The following is an 18,139-nucleotide window of genomic DNA, read 5'->3' on the forward strand; positions in this document are numbered from 1 at the left end:
GGGGAGCAGAGCAGCGGGCTTGACGCGAAGGAGGAGATCTATACCAAAACCGGCGCTTCATGGTATGATAAGGGGTGCAGGAATGGACACTGAATACGAAGAGAAGAGGGGATTTTTTCCATGGAGCAGGTGGCCGCTCTCATCCGTAAGATTCCTTTGTTCCAAGATTTGAACGAGGAGGAGCTGAAGAGCATATCGGCCCTTTTTTTCGAGCGGAAGTATAAGAAAAATACGATTTTGTTTCTGGAAGAGGACGAGGGCGAAGAACTCTTCATCGTCAGGTCCGGAACGGTCAAAATATACCGAATCGATAACAACAAGCAGATCACGCTCGCTCTGTTCCGAAGCGGGGATTTTTTTGGCGAGATGTCGATCATCGAGAAGGGCAGCACCCGCTCGGCCAATGCCGAGACGCTGGAGCCATGTGTGATTTATACGCTCAAACGGTCCACCTTTTACGAATATGTCGACCGCAATCCGGGGTTGTGCATGAGACTGCTGGAAATTACGATGAATCGGCTTCGCCGGGCGAACGAGCAGATTCGCAATCTGACGTTCCTCGATGTACGCACCCGCGTCTTAAAGATCGTGCACCAGCTCTCCAAGGAGTACGGGGAGCCGAAGGCGGGGGGGGTCATCCAGATCTCGATCAAGCTGACGCATCAGGAAATCGCCAATATGGTCGGTACGGTGCGCGAGTCGGTTACGAAAGTATTGCAGGAACTGCAGGATGACCGGATCATTTCCATCCGCAACAAGATGATTCGTGTCGAAAGCATGGAAGGGCTGGTTAATAAAATCGTCGATTAGAGTCAATTTCATACCGGGCGGCTGCCGGCCAATACGGTCGCTGATCGCGTTATGAGATTGACTCTTCCGGTATAAGGGGGCTAATAAACCGAAACCCGCTTGTAATGTTATCGCCGCGATTATTGAAAGCGCTAGCATATTCGACTAATTTCGAGTAGGCTAGGTACAATTTCACTGTATATCTATGAATTAAAAAGAAATTGCCAACGGCAACTCCCCTTTTTCAGTCCACATCTTTAGCTCTGAATTTGTACCAGGTATAAAAAAATACGATTCGGCAGGAAGTGACATCATGGATATTCAAAAGTCGATTAAACTGCAAGTCATGAGGAGAAAAAATACGGTCGTTTTTATCGCATTGGCCGTTACGTGTCTCCTGGCGTTAACGAGTATTTTGGCTCTGTCGGGCGCCTCCCAGGATGCGGACAATTCGGGACTGCTTATGGGCTTACTGATCGGGCTGTTAGCCGTATTCGGGTTTTTGCATTTTACGAAACGGTACCCGTACGTTCTGCCTTACATAGCGATTATCGGCAACACCGCCATTTCGTTCACCACCGCTCTGCAAAGTGAGTCGATCGGCAATATTTTCAGCGTATACTACGGACTGTTGCTGGGTGCGGTTTATATGAGCGTATGGCCAACTGTAGTCAGTCTGGCAGCCAGTTCTTCCTTGCTGGCTTATTTTTTGTTGGCTCAACATACAGTCCCGGGCATAGCCGGTAACGAAACGACGATCCTCATCTACTACGTGCTGATCTGCTCCATGATCATCGCTTTGCTGAGTACGGCTATGCATATGAGCAAAAGGATGGAAGCGTTCGGGAGCGAGACGGTCAAGCTGCTGTCCCAGCAGAAGGAGGACAAGGAACGGCTACTGGAAGGCGCGGCGGCCATCTCGTCCAATATGACGTTAATCGCCCAAGCGAGCGTAGAGAATAATGCGTCGTTCACGGAGATGAATACGGCGTTCCAGGAAATTGCGGACGGTGCGAACAGCCAGGTCGACTCTACGCTGTCCATTAACCGTTCGGTTCAGGAGACCGGGCATAAGGTCAACGGCATGCTGCAATCGATCATCGGGCTGAAGCACAAAACGGAAGGTGCGAGAGATCGCAGTATGGAAGGCAGCGACAAGATGGATACGATGTTCCGGGTGACGACGGAATTCCAGCAAAGCATCGAAACGATGTCAAACACGATCGCCGAGCTGACCGGGACCCTGCAGGAAGTCACGTTATTCAACGAATCGATTCACCAGATCGCGCAACAGACCAACCTGTTGTCGCTTAACGCCAGCATCGAAGCGGCCAGGGCGGGGGAAAGCGGCAAAGGCTTCGCCGTCGTAGCCCAGGAAATTCGCAAGCTGGCGGAGATGAGCCGCCGGTCGGCGGAGGAAATATCGGAGAAGCTCGGCGAAGTATCGAAGCATGCCGCGGCTACAAGCGGCAATATGAGCGTCATCGCTGAACAGATGAAGCACAACGCGGCTACTGTACTGGAGACGCGTCAATCGTTCCAGGAGATCAGCGAATCGGTTACCGAGCTTAATGAGATGTCGGTCGGTTACTCTGAGATGATGGAGTCGATCCGAAGCGCTACCGAGTCGATCCAGGAATCGACCGAGCATTTCGCTGCGGTAAGCCAGCAGTCCTCGGCCACCTTGGAGGAGCTGTCGGCTACACTGGAGACGCTGCTTAAGCAGAATACACAAATGCAGCTGAACATTCGCGAGACGGATGAGAAAGTGAAACGGATGGTCGTCTAATTTGCGGCGGACAATCTGCCGTTAGCTGTGGGCAGGCATCCGGGCGGTATGCTACAATCGGGGGAGAGCCGGGACGTTCGGGTTCCGGTTTTTGGCTATAGAGACGGTTCGGGAGGGATAAAAGGATGCAATACCGGAGATTGGGCGGGTCCGGGCTGAAAGTAAGTGAGATCAGTCTGGGCAGTTGGCTGACGTACGGCGGTTATGTGGAGGAGCAAAATGCGGTAGGAACGATCAAGCTTGCTGTCGAATCGGGCATCAACTTTTTCGATACGGCCAACGTGTATATGAAGGGCGAAGCCGAGCGCGTAGTCGGCGAAGCGCTGCGCGGCAACCGGCGCGATTCCTACGTTCTGGCGACCAAAGTATGGGGGCCGATGGGCGACGGTCCGAACGACCGGGGGTTGTCGCGCAAACATATTATGGAGCAATGCGAAGCAAGTCTGAAGCGGCTTGGGATGGAATATATCGATTTGTATTACTGCCACAGCATCGATCCGTCGACGCCGATCGAGGAGTCGCTGAGGGCAATGGACGATCTGGTGCGGCAAGGCAAAGTGTTGTATGTAGGCGTCAGCAACTGGACGGCTTCGATGATGACCGAGGCGGTCGGGATTGCGGACCGCAAGCTGCTCGACCGGATCGTAGCGAGTCAGCCGCCCTACAGTATTCTAAGGCGGGATATCGAGCAGGAGATCATTCCGGTCGGTACGAAGTTCGGCATCGGTCAAGTCGTGTATTCGCCGCTCGCACAAGGGGTGCTTTCCGGCAAATACAAACCTGGAGCCGAGGTGCCGAAGGACAGCCGGGCCGCCAGTGCGGGACAAGCGATACAGCGTTACCTCACTGCGGATAACCTGACTCGCGTGGAACGCCTTGGCGAGGTAGCGGGCGAGCTGGACTTGACGCTGTCGCAGCTGGCGCTTGCGTGGGTACTGCGCCAGCCGAACGTCTCGAGCGCCATTATCGGAGCGAGCCGCCCGGAACAGATCGAGGAGAATGTGAAGGCGTCGGGAGTCGTTTTGCCGGCTGAGGCGCTGAAGAAGATTGAGGCTATTTTAGCGTAAGCGATTTCGCCCGATCAGAATGGTCTGCTCCGTTTGAAATTTTTCATGCGGAGGGGGCAGGCAGCTGCGGGGATAGCTGCACAACCGGAATATAGGCCGTCCACCTGGATAGAGGGTGGCGGCCTTTTCGCAATAGCTCGGGTACTGGATTATCATCGCGAACGCTACACCTACAGGCTGCTTAAGCCGGTTCGATCGGAGTAGACACCTCAGCAGCAGCGGGTTTCCCCCTCAAGCTGCGGAAGAAGTCGGTGAGCAGCCCGGCGCACCGCTCACGCAGCACCCCGTCTACAAGCTCCGTCCGGTGATTGAACCGGTCTTCCTGCAGCAGATTCATCAGAGTTCCCGCACAGCCCGCTTTCGGATCGGAGGTCCCATACACGACGGTTTTGACGCGCGCCTGCACGATCGCCCCGGCGCACATCGGACACGGCTCAAGCGTCACGTACAGCGTGCAGTCCAGCAGCCGCCAAGCGCCAAGCACTTCGCTCGCTTCCCGGATGGCGATCATCTCCGCATGAGCGGTCGGGTCATGCGTAGTTTCCCGCAGATTGTGGCCTCGCGCGATAATTCGCCCTTCCTTGACGATCACCGCCCCGATGGGAACTTCCTTCAGCTCCTCCGCTTTTTTCGCTTCCTTTATCGCTTCTTCCATCCATAATTCGTGATTATCCTCATAAAAGTCCATCGATTCGATCCTTTTCCGTTCCGTTATTCCCATGTGGATAGCGGGCGTCTAACGGCGAACATTTATTCTTGTTAACATGCTGTGGATAAGATTGTGCATAAGTCGTTCGGAGCTGTAGATAACAACGGTGTGGCTGGGGATATTGTACCACAAATATACGTTTTCTCATCATTTTAGGGCAATATCTTCCTGGAAATCAAGGCTGGCGTTGGCAAGTAGTCCGGATGAACGGACTCAGGGCCCTTTCGTCCTCCGGATAAGCTGAAAATCGCCGTCGAGCCTCGTCGAATCCGTATTGGCCGGTCCTTCCAAAACGGTCAGGACAGCGGATCACGCGGGAAGTAGAGGCAACGGAGGATGTTCGGTGAAATCGCAAAAATCGGTCTGACCCTATGCATGAAAATAGGAAGCGGGCGTGCTCCAACCGGTAGAGAATTTTCGAAAAAATAGATGGGAAGTTCAAAATATTCAGACATTGTTGTTAACATGTGGATAACCTTTGGATAAAATGAGGATAACATCCACAGACCTGTGAATAGACTGTGGATAAGGGGCCGTTTTCGGCCATGCCAGGGATACAACGGATGCAGGCCAAATGCCCTGCTGCGCGGTTTTTTCCCCAGCTCTCTTCCTTCCAGCCGGAGCCTGATTGTATATAGTCCGGGCGTGCTATATAATGATGGGAGTATTCAGATTGGAAGATGAGGAGTTGTTTCGTTTCATGGCATTGAAAGCAGGCATAGTCGGACTTCCGAACGTCGGCAAGTCGACCTTGTTTAACGCAATTACCCAAGCGGGTGCCGAATCGGCCAATTATCCGTTTTGTACGATAGATCCGAACGTAGGCGTTGTAGAAGTACCGGACGAGAGACTGCAGAAGCTGGCCGACATCGTCGTTCCAAACCGGATCGTTCCGACCGCTTTCGAATTCGTCGATATTGCCGGTCTTGTCAAGGGAGCGAGCAAGGGAGAAGGACTCGGCAACAAATTTCTGGCTCATATCCGCGAAGTCGATGCAATCGTGCACGTCGTCCGCTGCTTCCAGGACGATAACATCACTCACGTATCGGGCAAAGTCGATCCGATCAGCGATATCGAGACGATCAACCTCGAGCTGATTCTCGCCGACATCGAGTCGGTGGAGAAGCGGATCGACCGTTCCCGCAAAAATATGAAGGGCGGCGACAAAAAATACGCCCAGGAAGTAGAAGTGCTTGAGCGGATCAAGGCGGCGTTGTACGAAGATAAGCCGGCCCGTGCGGTCGAGCTGTCCGACGAGGATAAATTGATCGTACGCGACCTGCATCTGCTGACGATGAAGCCGGTCTTGTATGCGGCGAACGTAAGCGAGAGTGAAGCGGCTAACGCCGACGGCAATCCGTATGTGGCCAAAGTGCGCGAATATGCGGCTATGGGCGGCGCGGAAGTCGTGCCGATCAGCGCGAAGGTCGAATCGGAGATCGCCGAGCTGGAAGGCGAAGACAAGGAGCTGTTCCTGGAGGAGCTGGGACTGCAGGAGTCCGGTCTGAACCGTCTGATCCGCGGCGCATACAAGCTGCTCGGGTTGTATACGTATTTTACGGCGGGCGTTCAGGAAGTGCGTGCTTGGACGATCCGCAAAGGGACGAAGGCGCCTCAGGCGGCGGCTGTCATTCATACCGACTTCGAACGGGGCTTTATCCGCGCCGAGGTTGTCTCTTACGACGATCTCGTTACGAGCGGTTCGATGAACGCGGCGAAGGAAAAAGGGCAAATGAGGCTTGAAGGGAAAGAATATGTGGTGCAGGACGGGGACGTCATGCATTTCCGTTTTAACGTGTAAGTTGCGGGGTCGCCCCCAAAAGAGTTCGAACTGGCCTTCTACGGCGTTCTGCCCTTTTGGGAGGAACAAGGAGGTGAAGGCGGAATGTTAGATCGGCTGCAGGCATTGGCGGACCGGTACGAGAAGCTGAGCGAGTTGCTCTGCGATCCGGACGTCGTTAACGATTCGAAGCGGCTTCGGGACTATTCGAAGGAGCAATCCGACTTGCAGGACGCCTATCAGGCGTATACGGAATATAGAAGCGTCTCCGAGCAGTATGAAGCGGCCAAGCTGATGCTTGGCGAGAAGCTGGACGATGAGATGCGCGAACTGGTCAAGATGGAGCTCGACGAACTGACGGAACGGAAAGCCGAGTTGGAATCATCCATTCAAGTGCTGCTGTTGCCCAAAGATCCGAACGACGACAAAAACGTTATCGTCGAAATCCGCGGTGCGGCTGGCGGAGACGAAGCGGCCTTGTTCGCGGGTGATCTGTATCGGATGTACAGCCGCTATGCCGACGGGCAAGGGTGGCGGACGGAAGTGCTCGATACGAGCATGAGCGATCTGGGCGGATTTAAGGAAATCGTCTTTATGATCAGCGGCAAGGGCGCCTACAGCAAGTTGAAATACGAAAGCGGCGCGCACCGGGTGCAGCGGATTCCGGCGACGGAATCGGGAGGGCGTATCCATACGTCGACCTCGACCGTGGCGGTTATGCCGGAAGCGGAGGAGATCGAGGTGGACATCCACGAGAACGATCTCCGTATCGACACGTTTTGTTCCAGCGGTCCCGGAGGGCAGTCGGTGAACACGACGAAGTCGGCGGTCCGCATTACGCATCTTCCGACCGGACTCGTCGTCTCCTGTCAGGACGGAAAGTCGCAAAACTCGAACAAAGATAAAGCGATGCAGGTGCTGAGAGCGAGACTGTATGACAAGCTGAAGCAGGAAGAGGATGCCAAGTACGCAGGCGAGCGGAAAAGCAAAGTAGGGACGGGAGACCGAAGCGAACGGATCCGCACCTACAACTTCCCGCAGAGCCGCATTACGGACCATCGGATCGGGCTGACGCTGCACAAGCTGGATCAAGTGCTGAACGGCGATTTGGAAGAGATCATTTCCGCGCTCACGCTGGAAGCCCAGTCCGAGCTGCTGGAAAAAGGAGAGTAAGGCGGTTATGAACGATACGCAATTTGCCGCTGCAACGACGATCCGGGAAGCCTGTTTGCAGGCTTCTTCTTTTTTGCTTGAGCAAGGCGTCCAGGATCACAATTCGGCCGCGGAATGGCTGCTTCAGCACGTGCTCGGGGTAAGCCGCAGCGAGTTTTTTATGTGCTGGAACAAGCCGTTCCCCGAGGAGTGCCGGGACCGCTGGAGCGAGGTGCTGACGCGGAGGGCGAAGGGAGAGCCGGTGCAATACATTACAGGGGAGCAGGAATTTTACGGGCTGCCGTTCCGTGTTACTCCGGCCGTCCTCATCCCTCGTCCGGAGACAGAGCTGCTGGTGGAGCGGATCGTCGCGGTCGGCCGCCGGTTGTGGCCGGGTGGCCGGCCGCTTGTCGCCGATATCGGCTGCGGAAGCGGGGCGATTCCCGTCACAATAGCCGTCCAATGTCCAACCTGGGACGTAACGGCTACCGATATATCGGCCGATGCGGTTAAGGTTGCCCGCTCGAATGCGGCGGCCAACGGAGTGGGCGACCGTGTCCGGTTTTACGGAGGGGACTTGCTGGAGCCGTATATTCGGGAACGGATCACCATCGACATTCTGGTATCGAATCCGCCTTACATCGAGAGCGGCGATATGCCGCACCTTCAGCCGGAAGTAAGGGAGCATGAACCGCATCTCGCATTGGACGGAGGGCCTGACGGCTTGCGGTTTTATAGGCGCATTGTGGAGCAGACCGGAAAGCTTCCCTCGCGGCCGGCGGTTATCGGATTCGAGGTCGGAAGCGGGCAGGCCCGTCAGGTGGCGGAGCTGATCCGGGAAAGCGGCGGCTGGGAGCGGATCGAGATCGTGAACGACCTGGCCGGCATCGAGCGTCATGTAATAGGTTCGCCAAAAATTTAATAGATTCATAGTTTAAGACCCCTCGCGTCTGTCCATACTGGGTACCAGGAAGACGAAAGAGGGGTTGTTACTTATGGTGAAACGGTTGCCTTTTCGCTCTTATTGGTTAGTAGGATTTGCACTTATCGTTATGATGACATGCTGGGATTCGAACCGGACGCAAGCGGCTCTGCTCGAGTCGGGTATTCCGGAGGAAGCGATCCGGCTGCGTATATTAGCCAATTCCGACGCTCCTGACGATCAACTGGTCAAGATGCTGCTGCGGGACGAGGTTTCGCGTGAGATTAGTAGATGGGCAGGCGAGCCAAGCAATATTGAAGAGGCGAGGGACGTTGTCCGGGCTCATCTGCCGAAGCTGGAAGCGCTCGTGCAGGAAGTGCTAACGCACAACGGATACAGCTACGACTACAAGGTCGAGCTTGGGCAAGTACCGTTCCCGGCCAAAGTATACGGCAATCAAGTATATCCGGCAGGCAACTACGAAGCGCTCCGCATTACGCTGGGCAAAGGAGAAGGGCAAAACTGGTGGTGCGTTCTGTTCCCGCCGCTCTGCTTCGCGGGAGGCAAAACCGGTACCGCAGCGGCGAAAAAGACGGAAGAGCCGAAGGAGCCTGCAGCAGCAGCCAAAGCTGGCGACCAAACGGGTACGAGTAAGGCGAGCGCAGCTAAATCCCTTGCAAGCAAGGCCGATACCGGTAAGATAGAAACGGGCAAAGCGGAAGCATCTAAACCGGAAGCAAGCAAGAAAGACGCTGGCAAAGCAGCCGCTTCGGACGAAGAGGGCGCAGAAGAACCGGAGCTGAAGTTTTTTGTATGGGAAGTGCTTAAGAAAATGATCGGCTCGGTGAAAAGCGCAGTGGCCTAATATCATCTATTATTATCTGCAAGCTTGGCAGTGCTTATCGAATGCGGCGTGACAGTCCTGCCGATCCGCGCTATAATGGCAAGGACAATAATCGGGAGTGCCGGACCCCCGGACCCCCGGACCCCCGAACTCGGTAAAGCAGGGATGAAACGAATGAATACGACAATATGGAAAGTACAATCGGATGCGTCCTCGGCGCATCCTTTCTTGACAGAAGCGGGAAGCTGGATAGCTCGGGGACGTACGGTCGCGTTTCCGACGGAAACGGTATACGGCCTCGGTGCCGATGCCGGGAATACGGCCGCGGTGGAAGCGATATTCGAAGCGAAGGGCCGTCCGTCCGACAACCCGCTGATCGTGCATATAGCGGATGAGGAACAACTGGACGCTCTGGTCCGGCATGTAGACGATACGTCTCGCCAGCTGATGCGGGCTTTTTGGCCGGGACCGCTCACGCTGGTGCTGCCGGCCAAGCCCGGTGCGGTGTCGCCCCGCGTCACGGCGGGACTGTCCACGGTGGCGGTGCGGATGCCCGCCCACCCGGTCGCGCTCGAGCTGATCCGCGCGGCCGGATGTCCCGTCGCGGCGCCGAGCGCCAACCGTTCGGGGCGGCCAAGCCCGACGCTGGCCTCCCACGTCCGCGACGATCTGGACGGCCGCATCGGCGGCATCGTCGACGGCGGCCCGGCCGGTGTCGGCGTCGAGTCGACAGTCGTCGCCGTTGAAGCCGGCGGCAGTCGAATCCGCGTACTGCGACCGGGCGGCGTAACGGTTGCCGACATGCGACACGCTGCACCCGGCGTGGAAGTGACGGTGGAGACCGCAGCGGAAGAAGCGCTCGCCCCCCGTTCGCCCGGAATGAAATATACCCATTATGCGCCGCAGGGCAAGCTGACACTCGTGCAGGGAGAACCCGGGGAAGTGGCGGCGTATATTCGCCGGTTGCTGGCGGAAGCGAAACAGTCCGGCGAGCGGACGGGGGTATTAACCACCGCGGAGCGTACGGAACTCTACGAAGCCGATCGGGTCGTCCGTTGCGGCCATGAAGACGATATGGAAGCTGCCGCCAGGGAGTTGTATGCCGCACTGCGGCAATTTGACGAAGCAGGGATTACGTTAATATGGGCCGACGGGTATACGTCTTCGGACGGGATCGGACTGGCCGTGATGAACCGGCTGAACAAAGCCGCCGGCCACCGGATCGTACAAGTATGACAAGCTAGAATGTTTCCCGGATTGTCCGCATATGTTGGTTAGGAACATTGTGGACACGGGGTGATATCATGACAGCGCTGGCAACTGCGGCCGAGATGGGGCAACTGATCACGATAGTCGTTATGAGTATTGCTCTCGGGATGGATGCTTTTTCCCTCGGAATCGGCATCGGGTTAAGAGGGGTACGGCTGCTGGATATTGCTAAAATCAGTTTGATCATCGGGTTGTTCCATGTGGTCATGCCGCTCGCCGGCATGTTCATGGGCCATTATCTGGGCTCACTGCTCGGCGACGTCGCCACGATGACCGGCGGGGGGCTTCTGGTGCTGCTGGGCGGCCATATGATTTTCAGCTCGCTTCGGGGCCAAGAGGTAAAACCGATCGATCATCGCACGTTATGGGGACTGACTTTTTTCGCATTCAGCGTCAGCATCGATTCGATGTCGGTTGGCGTATCGCTCGGCATGTTTTCCACCGACCTGGCTTTCACCGTCCTAATGTTCGGTTTGTTCGGGGGCGTGATGTCCGTATTCGGCTTGCTGCTCGGCCGCAGGGCCGGACACTGGGTCGGAGAGTATGGGGAGGCGCTCGGAGGAGTGATCCTGCTGGCGTTTGGTATCCGTTTTTTGATATAAACGAGTGCATGAGGTACAATAGATGCGTAATCTGCCGGTCGTGGCTGCCTAACTACACTTGACTGACATGTAGAAGCGGGAAAGCGGGGGAGACGGATGTACGAACGGATCTTATTTGTATGTACGGGCAACACGTGCCGCAGTCCGATGGCGGAAGGTTTATTTCGCAAGCTGGCGGCGGAGGCAGGGCTGGACACCGAAGCCCGTTCGGCGGGCGTATCGGCCTGGGACGGTTCGCCGATCTCGAAGCATTCCGCCAACATTTTGCGGAGCCGGGGATTTGCGGGCAGCCTGACTTCAAGCGCGCTTTCCGGAGAGACGATAGCTTGGGCGGATCTGATTCTGACGATGACGACCGGGCACAAGCAGACGATCCTTCGCCGGTATCCGGAATCTGCGGATAAAGTGTACACGCTCAAAGAGTTTGCCGAGGACGACCCTTCGGTTACGGAAACGGTTGCGGAGCAGCAGCGGTTTCACTCCGAGTTGCAAATCAAGCAGGCGCTCGGACAGACGATTACGGAGGACGAGCTTCGCCGGGCGAAGCAGCTTGGGCTCGGGATGCCCGATTTCGATATAGCCGATCCGTTCGGCGGGGATCAGGAAATCTACGAGCAATGCGCGGACGAGATCGAGTCTTATGTGGTGAGGTTGATACGCAAGCTTGCGCAGGGCTAACCGCGGGCGGGCAGTTGCCCGCCCGGAGTGGCAGCAGATGCGGAGACAGTTCTTCCGTCTTTACAGCGCTGACAGGATGCGTTATGATACAGGTAAGAGTAAGGACTCCGATGTAACTGGCGACAAGTGGAGATTACCACAATGGAGCATCGGGGAATACGGCCGGTCGCCTGGGCAAAGAGCAGCGGCGTTTCCACGTGGAACGCAAGTCATGCTCTTTTTTCGCTTTCCGTCGGTTATACTAGTACAAAGTCAAAGCTGACGGCATATCCCGGAGACGGGGCGTGATCGCCGGGGGCATTTTGAACTTGTACCAGGCGCAAGTCTAACTTCAGGAACGGAGGTAGCACGAATGAAAATCGCAATCGGTGCGGATCACGCGGGTTTCCGGTTGAAGGACGAGATCGTGGCTGTATTAAAATCGGAAGGGCATGAGGTGGAGGATTTCGGCTGCAATTGCTCCGATTCCATCGATTATCCGGACTATGCTGTGCCTGTGTGCGAGAAAGTGGCTGCGGGAGAGGCGGATCGGGGAATCCTTATATGCGGAACGGGGATCGGCATGACGATTGCCGCCAACAAGGTGCCGGGCATCCGTTGCGCGCTCGTGCACGATTTGTTCTCGGCGAAAGCGACCCGCGAGCATAACGACTCGAACGTGCTCGCTATGGGGGAACGGGTGATCGGACCTGGGCTTGCGCTCGAAATTGTGAAGGTGTGGATCGGAACCGATTTTTCCAAAGGACCGCGGCATGAAAACCGGATTCGCAAAATCAAAGAGCTTGAAGATAAATACGCGCTTCATCCATAAAGCCGGTAAAAGGCTCGGCTGAAGCAGACGGAAGGGGAGCGGCTTTCCGTGAGTAGCAAGCAGAAGGAAGAAGGGCCGAATCTGGTCCAGATTGGCGCAGACGTGGAGCAGGTTCTTCGCGAACTGGTGCAGGCGGGCAGCATACGGCCGGGTCAGATCGTCGTGATTGGGACAAGCACAAGTGAAGTGATCGGCCAGCGAATCGGAACGTCCGGCACCGGAGCGGTAGCGGAGCATATTTTTCGGGCTGTCGATACCGTGCGTCGGGAAGCCGGCTTTTATCCCGCCTTTCAATGCTGCGAGCATCTGAACCGCGCGCTTGTCGTAGAGCGGGAGATGCTGCGCTCCTATCCTCAACTGGAGGAAGTATCGGTTGTGCCGGTGGGCAAGGCCGGCGGCTCAATGGCCGCATACGCTTACCGCCATCTGCGGGACGCTTGTGTCGTCGAAACGATCGCAGCACACGCCGGATTGGATATCGGCGATACGCTGATCGGCATGCATCTTCGCCGCGTTGCCGTTCCGGCACGTCCGTCGGTAAGGACGATCGGTCATGCTCACGTCACCATGGCTTATACCCGTCCGAAGCTGATCGGCGGGGTTAGAGCCGTATACGAGCTGGAACAGCCCGATCTGAAGGGCGGCGGCGGTACTTTTTGTGATTAGTCTGCAAGATTTTATGATTATACACCTTACTACTATATAGCGGGAGGAACTGAATATTATGGAACATTTGCGTAAAGCCGATCCTAAGATTGTAGAAGCGATGAATTTGGAGCTGGGCCGTCAGCGCGACAAAATCGAGCTGATCGCTTCCGAGAACTTTGTCAGCCAGGCCGTTCTGGAAGCTATGGGAACCGTACTTACTAATAAATATGCGGAAGGATATCCGGGCAAACGTTACTATGGCGGCTGCGAATACGTGGATATCGTCGAAGATATCGCTCGCGACCGCGCGAAAGAGCTGTTTGGCGCAGAGCATGCCAACGTTCAGCCGCACTCCGGCGCCCAGGCGAACCTGGCGGTTTATCTGGCGGCCTTGAAACCGGGCGACACGGTACTCGGCATGAATCTGGCCCATGGCGGCCACTTGACTCACGGCAGCCCGGTTAACGCATCCGGCATTTTGTATAATTTCGTAGCCTACGGAGTAGGCGAGACGGATTCCCGCATCGACTACAACGAAGTGCGTAAAGCCGCTTTCAAGCATCGTCCCAGAATGATCGTAGCCGGAGCAAGCGCATATCCGCGCATTATCGATTTTGAAGCGCTCGCTTCGATCGCGAATGATATTGGAGCCTTGTTCATGGTCGATATGGCTCACATTGCAGGTCTTGTTGCTGCGGGTCTTCACCCGAATCCGGTTCCACACGCACACTTCGTGACCACAACGACTCACAAGACGCTTCGCGGTCCGCGCGGCGGATTGATTCTGTGCCGCAAGCCTTGGGCGGCAGCGATCGACAAAGCTGTATTCCCGGGCACGCAAGGCGGTCCGCTGATGCATATCATCGCCGCTAAGGCGGTAGCGCTCGGAGAAGCGCTGCAGCCGGAATTCAAAACATACGCGCAAAAGGTCGTCAACAACGCCAAGGCGTTGTCTGAAGCGCTTCTCGCCGAAGGACTCGATCTGGTGTCCGGCGGTACGGACAACCATTTGATGCTGATCGATCTGCGCAATATCAATCTGACCGGCAAGGACGCTGAGCATCTGCTCGACGAAGTCGGCATTACTTGTAACAAAAACGCCATTCCGTTTGACCCGAACAAGCCGATGCTTACAAGCGGCGTGCGCGTCGGTACGCCGGCGGCCACTGCCCGCGGCATGGATGAAGCGGCGATGAAAACGATCGCGAAGATCATCGCGCTGACGCTTAAAAACCCGACCAGCGAATCGGCTCATAACGAAGCACGCGGCCTGGTGAAAGACTTGACCGCTCAATTTCCGCTCTACGCGGGACTTGGCTATTAAAATGATAAGCAATCCGTTGAAGGGGACCGCTAACTTGCGGTCCTCTTTTTTCGTTCGAACGCCGCTTGTAGAATGTGGCCCATCGGATTGAGGAGAATGTAGTAGATCCCGGAATTTAGGGAATGCTAAATGCGGTTTAAAGCGCGCCGGGAGCGGGCAAAAGTTTCGTGCAACGAGATACGTACAGTGATATAATAGACAAGGTTCGCCTTCGACAGGAAAAACCAGATGCAACAAGCATTCGACGCCGATCGTACCGACGGATGCTGCCCGGGAGGACGTTTATGAGCAAGGTTTACGTGTGTGATCATCCGCTGATTCAACACAAAATGACTTACATAAGGGATAAAAACACGACCACAAAAGATTTCCGCGAGCTGGTGGACGAAGTGGCGACGCTTATGGCCTATGAGATTACGCGGGATATTCCGCTTGTCAGCGTAGAAGTGGAAACGCCGGTACAAAAGGCCGAGAGTAAAATTATCTCAGGCCGGATGCTCGGCCTTATCCCCATATTGCGTGCGGGGCTCGGCATGGTAGACGGCATCCTGAAGCTGCTGCCCGCCGCCAAAGTCGGACATGTCGGCTTGTACCGCGATCCGGATACGCTGCAGCCAGTCGAGTATTACGTGAAGCTGCCTACAGATGTGCAGGAGCGCGAGCTGATCGTCATCGATCCGATGCTGGCGACCGGAGGCTCGGCTAACGCCGCTATCGAAGTATTGAAGAAACGGGACTGCAATCAGATCAAGCTGATGTGCTTAATCGCCGCACCGGAAGGTATTCAGGCTGTACAAGAGGCCCATCCGGACGTTGACATTTACGTGGCTGCCGTCGACGAGTGTCTAAACGATCACGGCTATATCGTACCGGGATTGGGAGATGCCGGGGACCGGCTGTTCGGCACGAAATAAACCGAAAAAGGGGAAACGAAGCATGAGCCGCATTCGGGTAATGACGATTTTCGGCACACGGCCGGAAGCGATTAAGATGGCGCCGCTTATATTGGAGCTGAACAAGCGTACCGAGCAGATCGAATCTTTGGTGTGTGTAACCGCCCAGCATCGGGAGATGCTCGATTCGGTTATGGAGATTTTCGGAATCAAGCCGGATTACGACTTGAACGTGATGAAGGAAAGACAGACGCTCAACGAAGTTGCGATTCGCGTCCTCCAAGGACTGGAGCCGGTCCTGAAGGAAGCGAAGCCGGATATCGTGCTGGTGCACGGCGATACCGGGACGACGTTTCTGGCGAGCTATGCCTCGTTTATGCAGAAAATCTCGATCGGACACGTTGAGGCCGGGCTGCGCACGTGGAATAAAATGTCCCCGTATCCGGAAGAGATGAGCCGCCAGCTTACGGGTGTATTGGCGGACTTGCATTTTGCTCCGACGGACTGGTCTGCCGACAACTTGCGTAAAGAAAACAAGTCGGAATCGTCCATCTACGTGACGGGCAATACGATAACCGACGTGATGTCGCATCTCGTGAAGGAAGGGTATACCCATCCGGTGCTCGATTGGGCGAAAGGACGCCGTCTCGTACTTGTAACCGCTCACCGCAGCGAATCGCTTGGCGAGCCGCATAGACGGGTATTCCGGGCGATCAGGCGGATCGCCGACGAGTTTGACGATATCGCCATCGTGTATCCGGTGCATCCGAATCCGGCCGTTAAGGGGCCTGCGCACGAGCTTCTCGGCGGGCACGAGCGGATCAAACTGATCGATCCGTTAGACGTGACCGATCTATATAACTTTTATCCGCATACGCATTTCATTCTTACGGATTCGGGCGGCATTCAAGAGGAAGCGCCTTCCTTCGGAATCCCGGCGCTCGTGCTGCGGGATACGACCGAACGTCCGGAAGGAGTCGAGTCCGGGGTGCTGGAGCTCGTAGGAACGGACGAGGAGCTCATCTACGAGCGCGCCAAAACGCTGCTAAGCGACAAGGCGGCTTACGAGCAAATGAGCAAAGCGGCGAACCCTTACGGAGACGGACGCGCTTCCGAGCGGATCGTCGACGCTATTTTGCATCATTTTGGCAAGCGTGGACAAGCTCCCGAGCCATTCCGCATATAATGTCGAAATAAAGAGGGAGAACCGTACAGCGCAACTGTACACTGTATGGTTCTCCGAATCCGGGAACCGTTGAAGCACAAGGGTTGATATGTTTCCTGTTCACACAATGTTTGATTTTATATTGATTGACAAACCTCAATTTACTTCGCTAAAATAAATGAGGATTGTAAGGTGTCTGAAGTGAAGAATCCGAACAACAATGAAAGCCCTTGGCGTGTATTAGGTTGGTTTGGCGTTGCTGGAATAGATGTAGCCGTGTGTGTAGCTCTCGGGTATTTTCTTGGAAAGTGGCTGTCGGAATGGCTGGGTGGAGGGCCGATTTGGAACGCGGTAGGTGCTCTGACAGGATTAGTAGTGGGAATCGTCAACATCGTCTACTTCATTAAGAAACTTACGGAGGAAACAGATGGATGATTTGAGTACCCACCTAAGAACGGTAATGAGAGTATCGCTTCTTTTGATGTCCGCAACTTTACTTTTGTGGGCGAGTATGGTCGATTATCGGCCATATGCAGCTGGTTTTGCTCTTGGTTTGGTCGTCAGTCTGATCAATACGTATTATTTGGGAATGAAGATCAAACAAATGACCATACTAATAACTAGTCAGCCAGGTAAGCGGTTTAATCTCGGATTTATGACTAGGGCAGCCATGGCTATTTTGGTAGTGATGCTTGCTTATCAGTTGGAAGGAACGAATGTTTATGCGACCGTAGGCGGGTTGTTTACCTCCCAGTTTATAGCCGCATTCGTTGGTCTCTTTTCAGGGTTCAACAGGAAATCATAGCACGATTCTATCGGTTGAAGGGGGTGAAACCTAAAGATGCATGAATCACCGATTATCGATATCGGAGGCTTTAGACTCGATCTTTCAGTCGTTATTATGCTAGCGGTAACGTCCTTGATCGTATTCGTTATAGCACGGCTGTCTGTTAGGAAGTTGTCGGTGGAGAGTCCTTCCGGCCTGCAAAACTTTATGGAATGGGCCGTAGAATTTATCCGCAACACCATTGCCAGCACGATGCCGATGAAGTACGGCAAAGCATTCGTATCACTCGGGATGACGCTGATTATTTTCATTTTTGTAGGGAACATTCTCGGTCTTCCATTTGCTGTTATTACCGAGCACGAGCAGCCAGTGGAAGCGATTGCGACGGCGAATTCAGCTGTTTTTGAGGAGCTGAAGGCTGAAGGAGAAGAACATCCGCACGTAGGGTTGCTTTGGTGGAAATCACCTACAGCCGACCTGGGTGTTACATTCGGACTAGCTCTCGTTGTGTTTGTCATTGTTCACTACTTGGGTTTGACACGCAACCGCAAACATTACCTGAAACATTATTTTCACCCGTACTGGTTTTTCCTGCCGCTTAACATTATTGAAACGATTGCAAAACCTGCGACACTGGGGATGCGTTTGTTCGCCAATATTTTTGCAGGGGAAATCTTAATATCTACGATTATTAAAGCAGGCATTCTCGGAATTCCGCTGTTGGTCGTATGGCAAGGATTCAGTATGTTCATCGGAGCTATCCAGGCGTTCTTGTTTACAATTTTGACGATGGTATACATCGCACAAGCTGCTGTACACGAAGAGCACTAACTCCGAATAAACTCGGCTTTTGGAGCACAGAGTTTCGGCAGCCTGAGATTATATAAATAAACCATACAATTTCAAATTC

General features: G+C 54.8%; 19 protein-coding genes and 1 riboswitch. Of the genes, 18 read left to right on the forward strand and 1 reads right to left on the reverse strand.

All coding sequences use genetic code 11. From position 1 onward, the window contains the following. Nucleotides 1-120: 120 nt before the first annotated feature. The 3 genes from PV433_RS09035 (at nucleotide 121) to PV433_RS09045 (ending at nucleotide 3,645) form a co-directional block, all read left to right on the forward strand. Nucleotides 121-810, forward strand: coding sequence for a Crp/Fnr family transcriptional regulator (locus tag PV433_RS09035; RefSeq protein WP_190929200.1), 690 nt, complete (start codon nucleotides 121-123; stop codon nucleotides 808-810). Nucleotides 811-1,102: 292 nt separating this feature from the next. Further along, the gene (locus tag PV433_RS09040; RefSeq protein ID WP_332071837.1) at nucleotides 1,103-2,578 is read left to right on the forward strand and encodes a methyl-accepting chemotaxis protein; all 1,476 of its coding nucleotides are present in this window, start codon (nucleotides 1,103-1,105) and stop codon (nucleotides 2,576-2,578) included. Between the two features lie 125 nt (nucleotides 2,579-2,703). Next, on the forward strand, nucleotides 2,704-3,645 hold the full coding sequence (locus PV433_RS09045; RefSeq protein WP_332071838.1) for an aldo/keto reductase family protein: 942 nt from the start codon (nucleotides 2,704-2,706) through the stop codon (nucleotides 3,643-3,645). Between the two features lie 181 nt (nucleotides 3,646-3,826). Here PV433_RS09045 and tadA read toward each other — a convergent pair whose 3' ends face one another. After that, a complete protein-coding gene (gene tadA / locus PV433_RS09050) occupies nucleotides 3,827-4,333 on the reverse strand; it encodes a tRNA adenosine(34) deaminase TadA (RefSeq protein WP_332071839.1) in 507 nt (168 codons plus the stop codon). A 721-nt stretch (nucleotides 4,334-5,054) separates the two neighbouring features. Here tadA and ychF point away from each other — a divergent pair. From ychF to atpB, 15 genes are all read left to right on the forward strand, one after another. Further along, nucleotides 5,055-6,155, forward strand: coding sequence for a redox-regulated ATPase YchF (gene ychF / locus PV433_RS09055; protein ID WP_332071840.1), 1,101 nt, complete (start codon nucleotides 5,055-5,057; stop codon nucleotides 6,153-6,155). 84 nt (nucleotides 6,156-6,239) lie between these two features. Continuing rightward, nucleotides 6,240-7,307 (forward strand): peptide chain release factor 1, encoded by a 1,068-nt coding sequence (gene prfA / locus PV433_RS09060; protein ID WP_190929205.1) that lies wholly within the window; start codon nucleotides 6,240-6,242, stop codon nucleotides 7,305-7,307. A gap of 7 nt (nucleotides 7,308-7,314) precedes the next feature. After that, on the forward strand, nucleotides 7,315-8,208 hold the full coding sequence (gene prmC, locus PV433_RS09065) for a peptide chain release factor N(5)-glutamine methyltransferase (protein ID WP_332071841.1): 894 nt from the start codon (nucleotides 7,315-7,317) through the stop codon (nucleotides 8,206-8,208). A gap of 73 nt (nucleotides 8,209-8,281) precedes the next feature. Then, nucleotides 8,282-9,073: a stage II sporulation protein R gene (gene spoIIR / locus PV433_RS09070; RefSeq protein ID WP_332071842.1), complete on the forward strand. Its 792-nt coding sequence runs from the start codon at nucleotides 8,282-8,284 to the stop codon at nucleotides 9,071-9,073. 153 nt (nucleotides 9,074-9,226) lie between these two features. Next, the gene (locus tag PV433_RS09075; protein ID WP_442951493.1) at nucleotides 9,227-10,288 is read left to right on the forward strand and encodes an L-threonylcarbamoyladenylate synthase; all 1,062 of its coding nucleotides are present in this window, start codon (nucleotides 9,227-9,229) and stop codon (nucleotides 10,286-10,288) included. Between the two features lie 68 nt (nucleotides 10,289-10,356). Further along, a complete protein-coding gene (locus PV433_RS09080) occupies nucleotides 10,357-10,923 on the forward strand; it encodes a manganese efflux pump MntP (RefSeq protein ID WP_332071844.1) in 567 nt (188 codons plus the stop codon). 96 nt (nucleotides 10,924-11,019) lie between these two features. Further along, complete coding sequence (locus PV433_RS09085; protein ID WP_332071845.1) at nucleotides 11,020-11,601, forward strand: low molecular weight protein arginine phosphatase; 582 nt, start codon at nucleotides 11,020-11,022, stop codon at nucleotides 11,599-11,601. Between the two features lie 102 nt (nucleotides 11,602-11,703). Continuing rightward, nucleotides 11,704-11,784: riboswitch (ZMP/ZTP riboswitch) on the forward strand. A gap of 169 nt (nucleotides 11,785-11,953) precedes the next feature. Next, nucleotides 11,954-12,412 (forward strand): ribose 5-phosphate isomerase B, encoded by a 459-nt coding sequence (rpiB, locus tag PV433_RS09090; RefSeq protein ID WP_190929211.1) that lies wholly within the window; start codon nucleotides 11,954-11,956, stop codon nucleotides 12,410-12,412. 48 nt (nucleotides 12,413-12,460) lie between these two features. Beyond that, nucleotides 12,461-13,078: a TIGR01440 family protein gene (locus PV433_RS09095; protein WP_332071846.1), complete on the forward strand. Its 618-nt coding sequence runs from the start codon at nucleotides 12,461-12,463 to the stop codon at nucleotides 13,076-13,078. A 58-nt stretch (nucleotides 13,079-13,136) separates the two neighbouring features. Continuing rightward, nucleotides 13,137-14,384, forward strand: coding sequence for a serine hydroxymethyltransferase (glyA, locus tag PV433_RS09100; RefSeq protein WP_332071847.1), 1,248 nt, complete (start codon nucleotides 13,137-13,139; stop codon nucleotides 14,382-14,384). A 284-nt stretch (nucleotides 14,385-14,668) separates the two neighbouring features. Further along, nucleotides 14,669-15,298, forward strand: a complete 630-nt coding sequence (gene upp / locus PV433_RS09105) for a uracil phosphoribosyltransferase (RefSeq protein WP_190929214.1) — start codon at nucleotides 14,669-14,671, stop codon at nucleotides 15,296-15,298. A gap of 22 nt (nucleotides 15,299-15,320) precedes the next feature. After that, complete coding sequence (gene wecB, locus PV433_RS09110; protein WP_332071848.1) at nucleotides 15,321-16,463, forward strand: non-hydrolyzing UDP-N-acetylglucosamine 2-epimerase; 1,143 nt, start codon at nucleotides 15,321-15,323, stop codon at nucleotides 16,461-16,463. Between the two features lie 171 nt (nucleotides 16,464-16,634). Then, nucleotides 16,635-16,877, forward strand: coding sequence for an AtpZ/AtpI family protein (locus PV433_RS09115; RefSeq protein WP_332071849.1), 243 nt, complete (start codon nucleotides 16,635-16,637; stop codon nucleotides 16,875-16,877). After that, nucleotides 16,870-17,247, forward strand: a complete 378-nt coding sequence (locus tag PV433_RS09120; protein ID WP_332071850.1) for an ATP synthase subunit I — start codon at nucleotides 16,870-16,872, stop codon at nucleotides 17,245-17,247. Before PV433_RS09115 ends, PV433_RS09120 begins: the two co-directional genes overlap by 8 nt. Nucleotides 17,248-17,283: 36 nt before the next feature. Beyond that, nucleotides 17,284-18,060, forward strand: a complete 777-nt coding sequence (gene atpB, locus PV433_RS09125; RefSeq protein ID WP_332071851.1) for a F0F1 ATP synthase subunit A — start codon at nucleotides 17,284-17,286, stop codon at nucleotides 18,058-18,060. The last annotated feature ends 79 nt before the right edge of the window (nucleotides 18,061-18,139 follow it).

The sequence above is a fragment of the Paenibacillus sp. GYB004 genome, assembly GCF_036577605.1.
In the GTDB taxonomy this organism is placed as follows: Bacteria; Bacillota; Bacilli; order Paenibacillales; family NBRC-103111; genus Paenibacillus_AB; species Paenibacillus_AB oceani.

What these genes read in the sequence shown, in the direction of transcription:
- PV433_RS09035 (WP_190929200.1), top strand. Translation starts at nt 121, where the DNA reads ATGGAGCAGGTGGCCGCTCTCATCCGTAAGATTCCTTTGTTCCAAGAT.
- PV433_RS09040 (WP_332071837.1), top strand. Translation starts at nt 1,103, where the DNA reads ATGGATATTCAAAAGTCGATTAAACTGCAAGTCATGAGGAGAAAAAAT.
- PV433_RS09045 (WP_332071838.1), top strand. Translation starts at nt 2,704, where the DNA reads ATGCAATACCGGAGATTGGGCGGGTCCGGGCTGAAAGTAAGTGAGATC.
- tadA (WP_332071839.1), bottom strand. Translation starts at nt 4,333, where the DNA reads ATGGACTTTTATGAGGATAATCACGAATTATGGATGGAAGAAGCGATA.
- ychF (WP_332071840.1), top strand. Translation starts at nt 5,055, where the DNA reads ATGGCATTGAAAGCAGGCATAGTCGGACTTCCGAACGTCGGCAAGTCG.
- prfA (WP_190929205.1), top strand. Translation starts at nt 6,240, where the DNA reads ATGTTAGATCGGCTGCAGGCATTGGCGGACCGGTACGAGAAGCTGAGC.
- prmC (WP_332071841.1), top strand. Translation starts at nt 7,315, where the DNA reads ATGAACGATACGCAATTTGCCGCTGCAACGACGATCCGGGAAGCCTGT.
- spoIIR (WP_332071842.1), top strand. Translation starts at nt 8,282, where the DNA reads ATGGTGAAACGGTTGCCTTTTCGCTCTTATTGGTTAGTAGGATTTGCA.
- PV433_RS09075 (WP_442951493.1), top strand. Translation starts at nt 9,227, where the DNA reads ATGAATACGACAATATGGAAAGTACAATCGGATGCGTCCTCGGCGCAT.
- PV433_RS09080 (WP_332071844.1), top strand. Translation starts at nt 10,357, where the DNA reads ATGACAGCGCTGGCAACTGCGGCCGAGATGGGGCAACTGATCACGATA.
- PV433_RS09085 (WP_332071845.1), top strand. Translation starts at nt 11,020, where the DNA reads ATGTACGAACGGATCTTATTTGTATGTACGGGCAACACGTGCCGCAGT.
- rpiB (WP_190929211.1), top strand. Translation starts at nt 11,954, where the DNA reads ATGAAAATCGCAATCGGTGCGGATCACGCGGGTTTCCGGTTGAAGGAC.
- glyA (WP_332071847.1), top strand. Translation starts at nt 13,137, where the DNA reads ATGGAACATTTGCGTAAAGCCGATCCTAAGATTGTAGAAGCGATGAAT.
- upp (WP_190929214.1), top strand. Translation starts at nt 14,669, where the DNA reads ATGAGCAAGGTTTACGTGTGTGATCATCCGCTGATTCAACACAAAATG.
- wecB (WP_332071848.1), top strand. Translation starts at nt 15,321, where the DNA reads ATGAGCCGCATTCGGGTAATGACGATTTTCGGCACACGGCCGGAAGCG.
- PV433_RS09120 (WP_332071850.1), top strand. Translation starts at nt 16,870, where the DNA reads ATGGATGATTTGAGTACCCACCTAAGAACGGTAATGAGAGTATCGCTT.
- atpB (WP_332071851.1), top strand. Translation starts at nt 17,284, where the DNA reads ATGCATGAATCACCGATTATCGATATCGGAGGCTTTAGACTCGATCTT.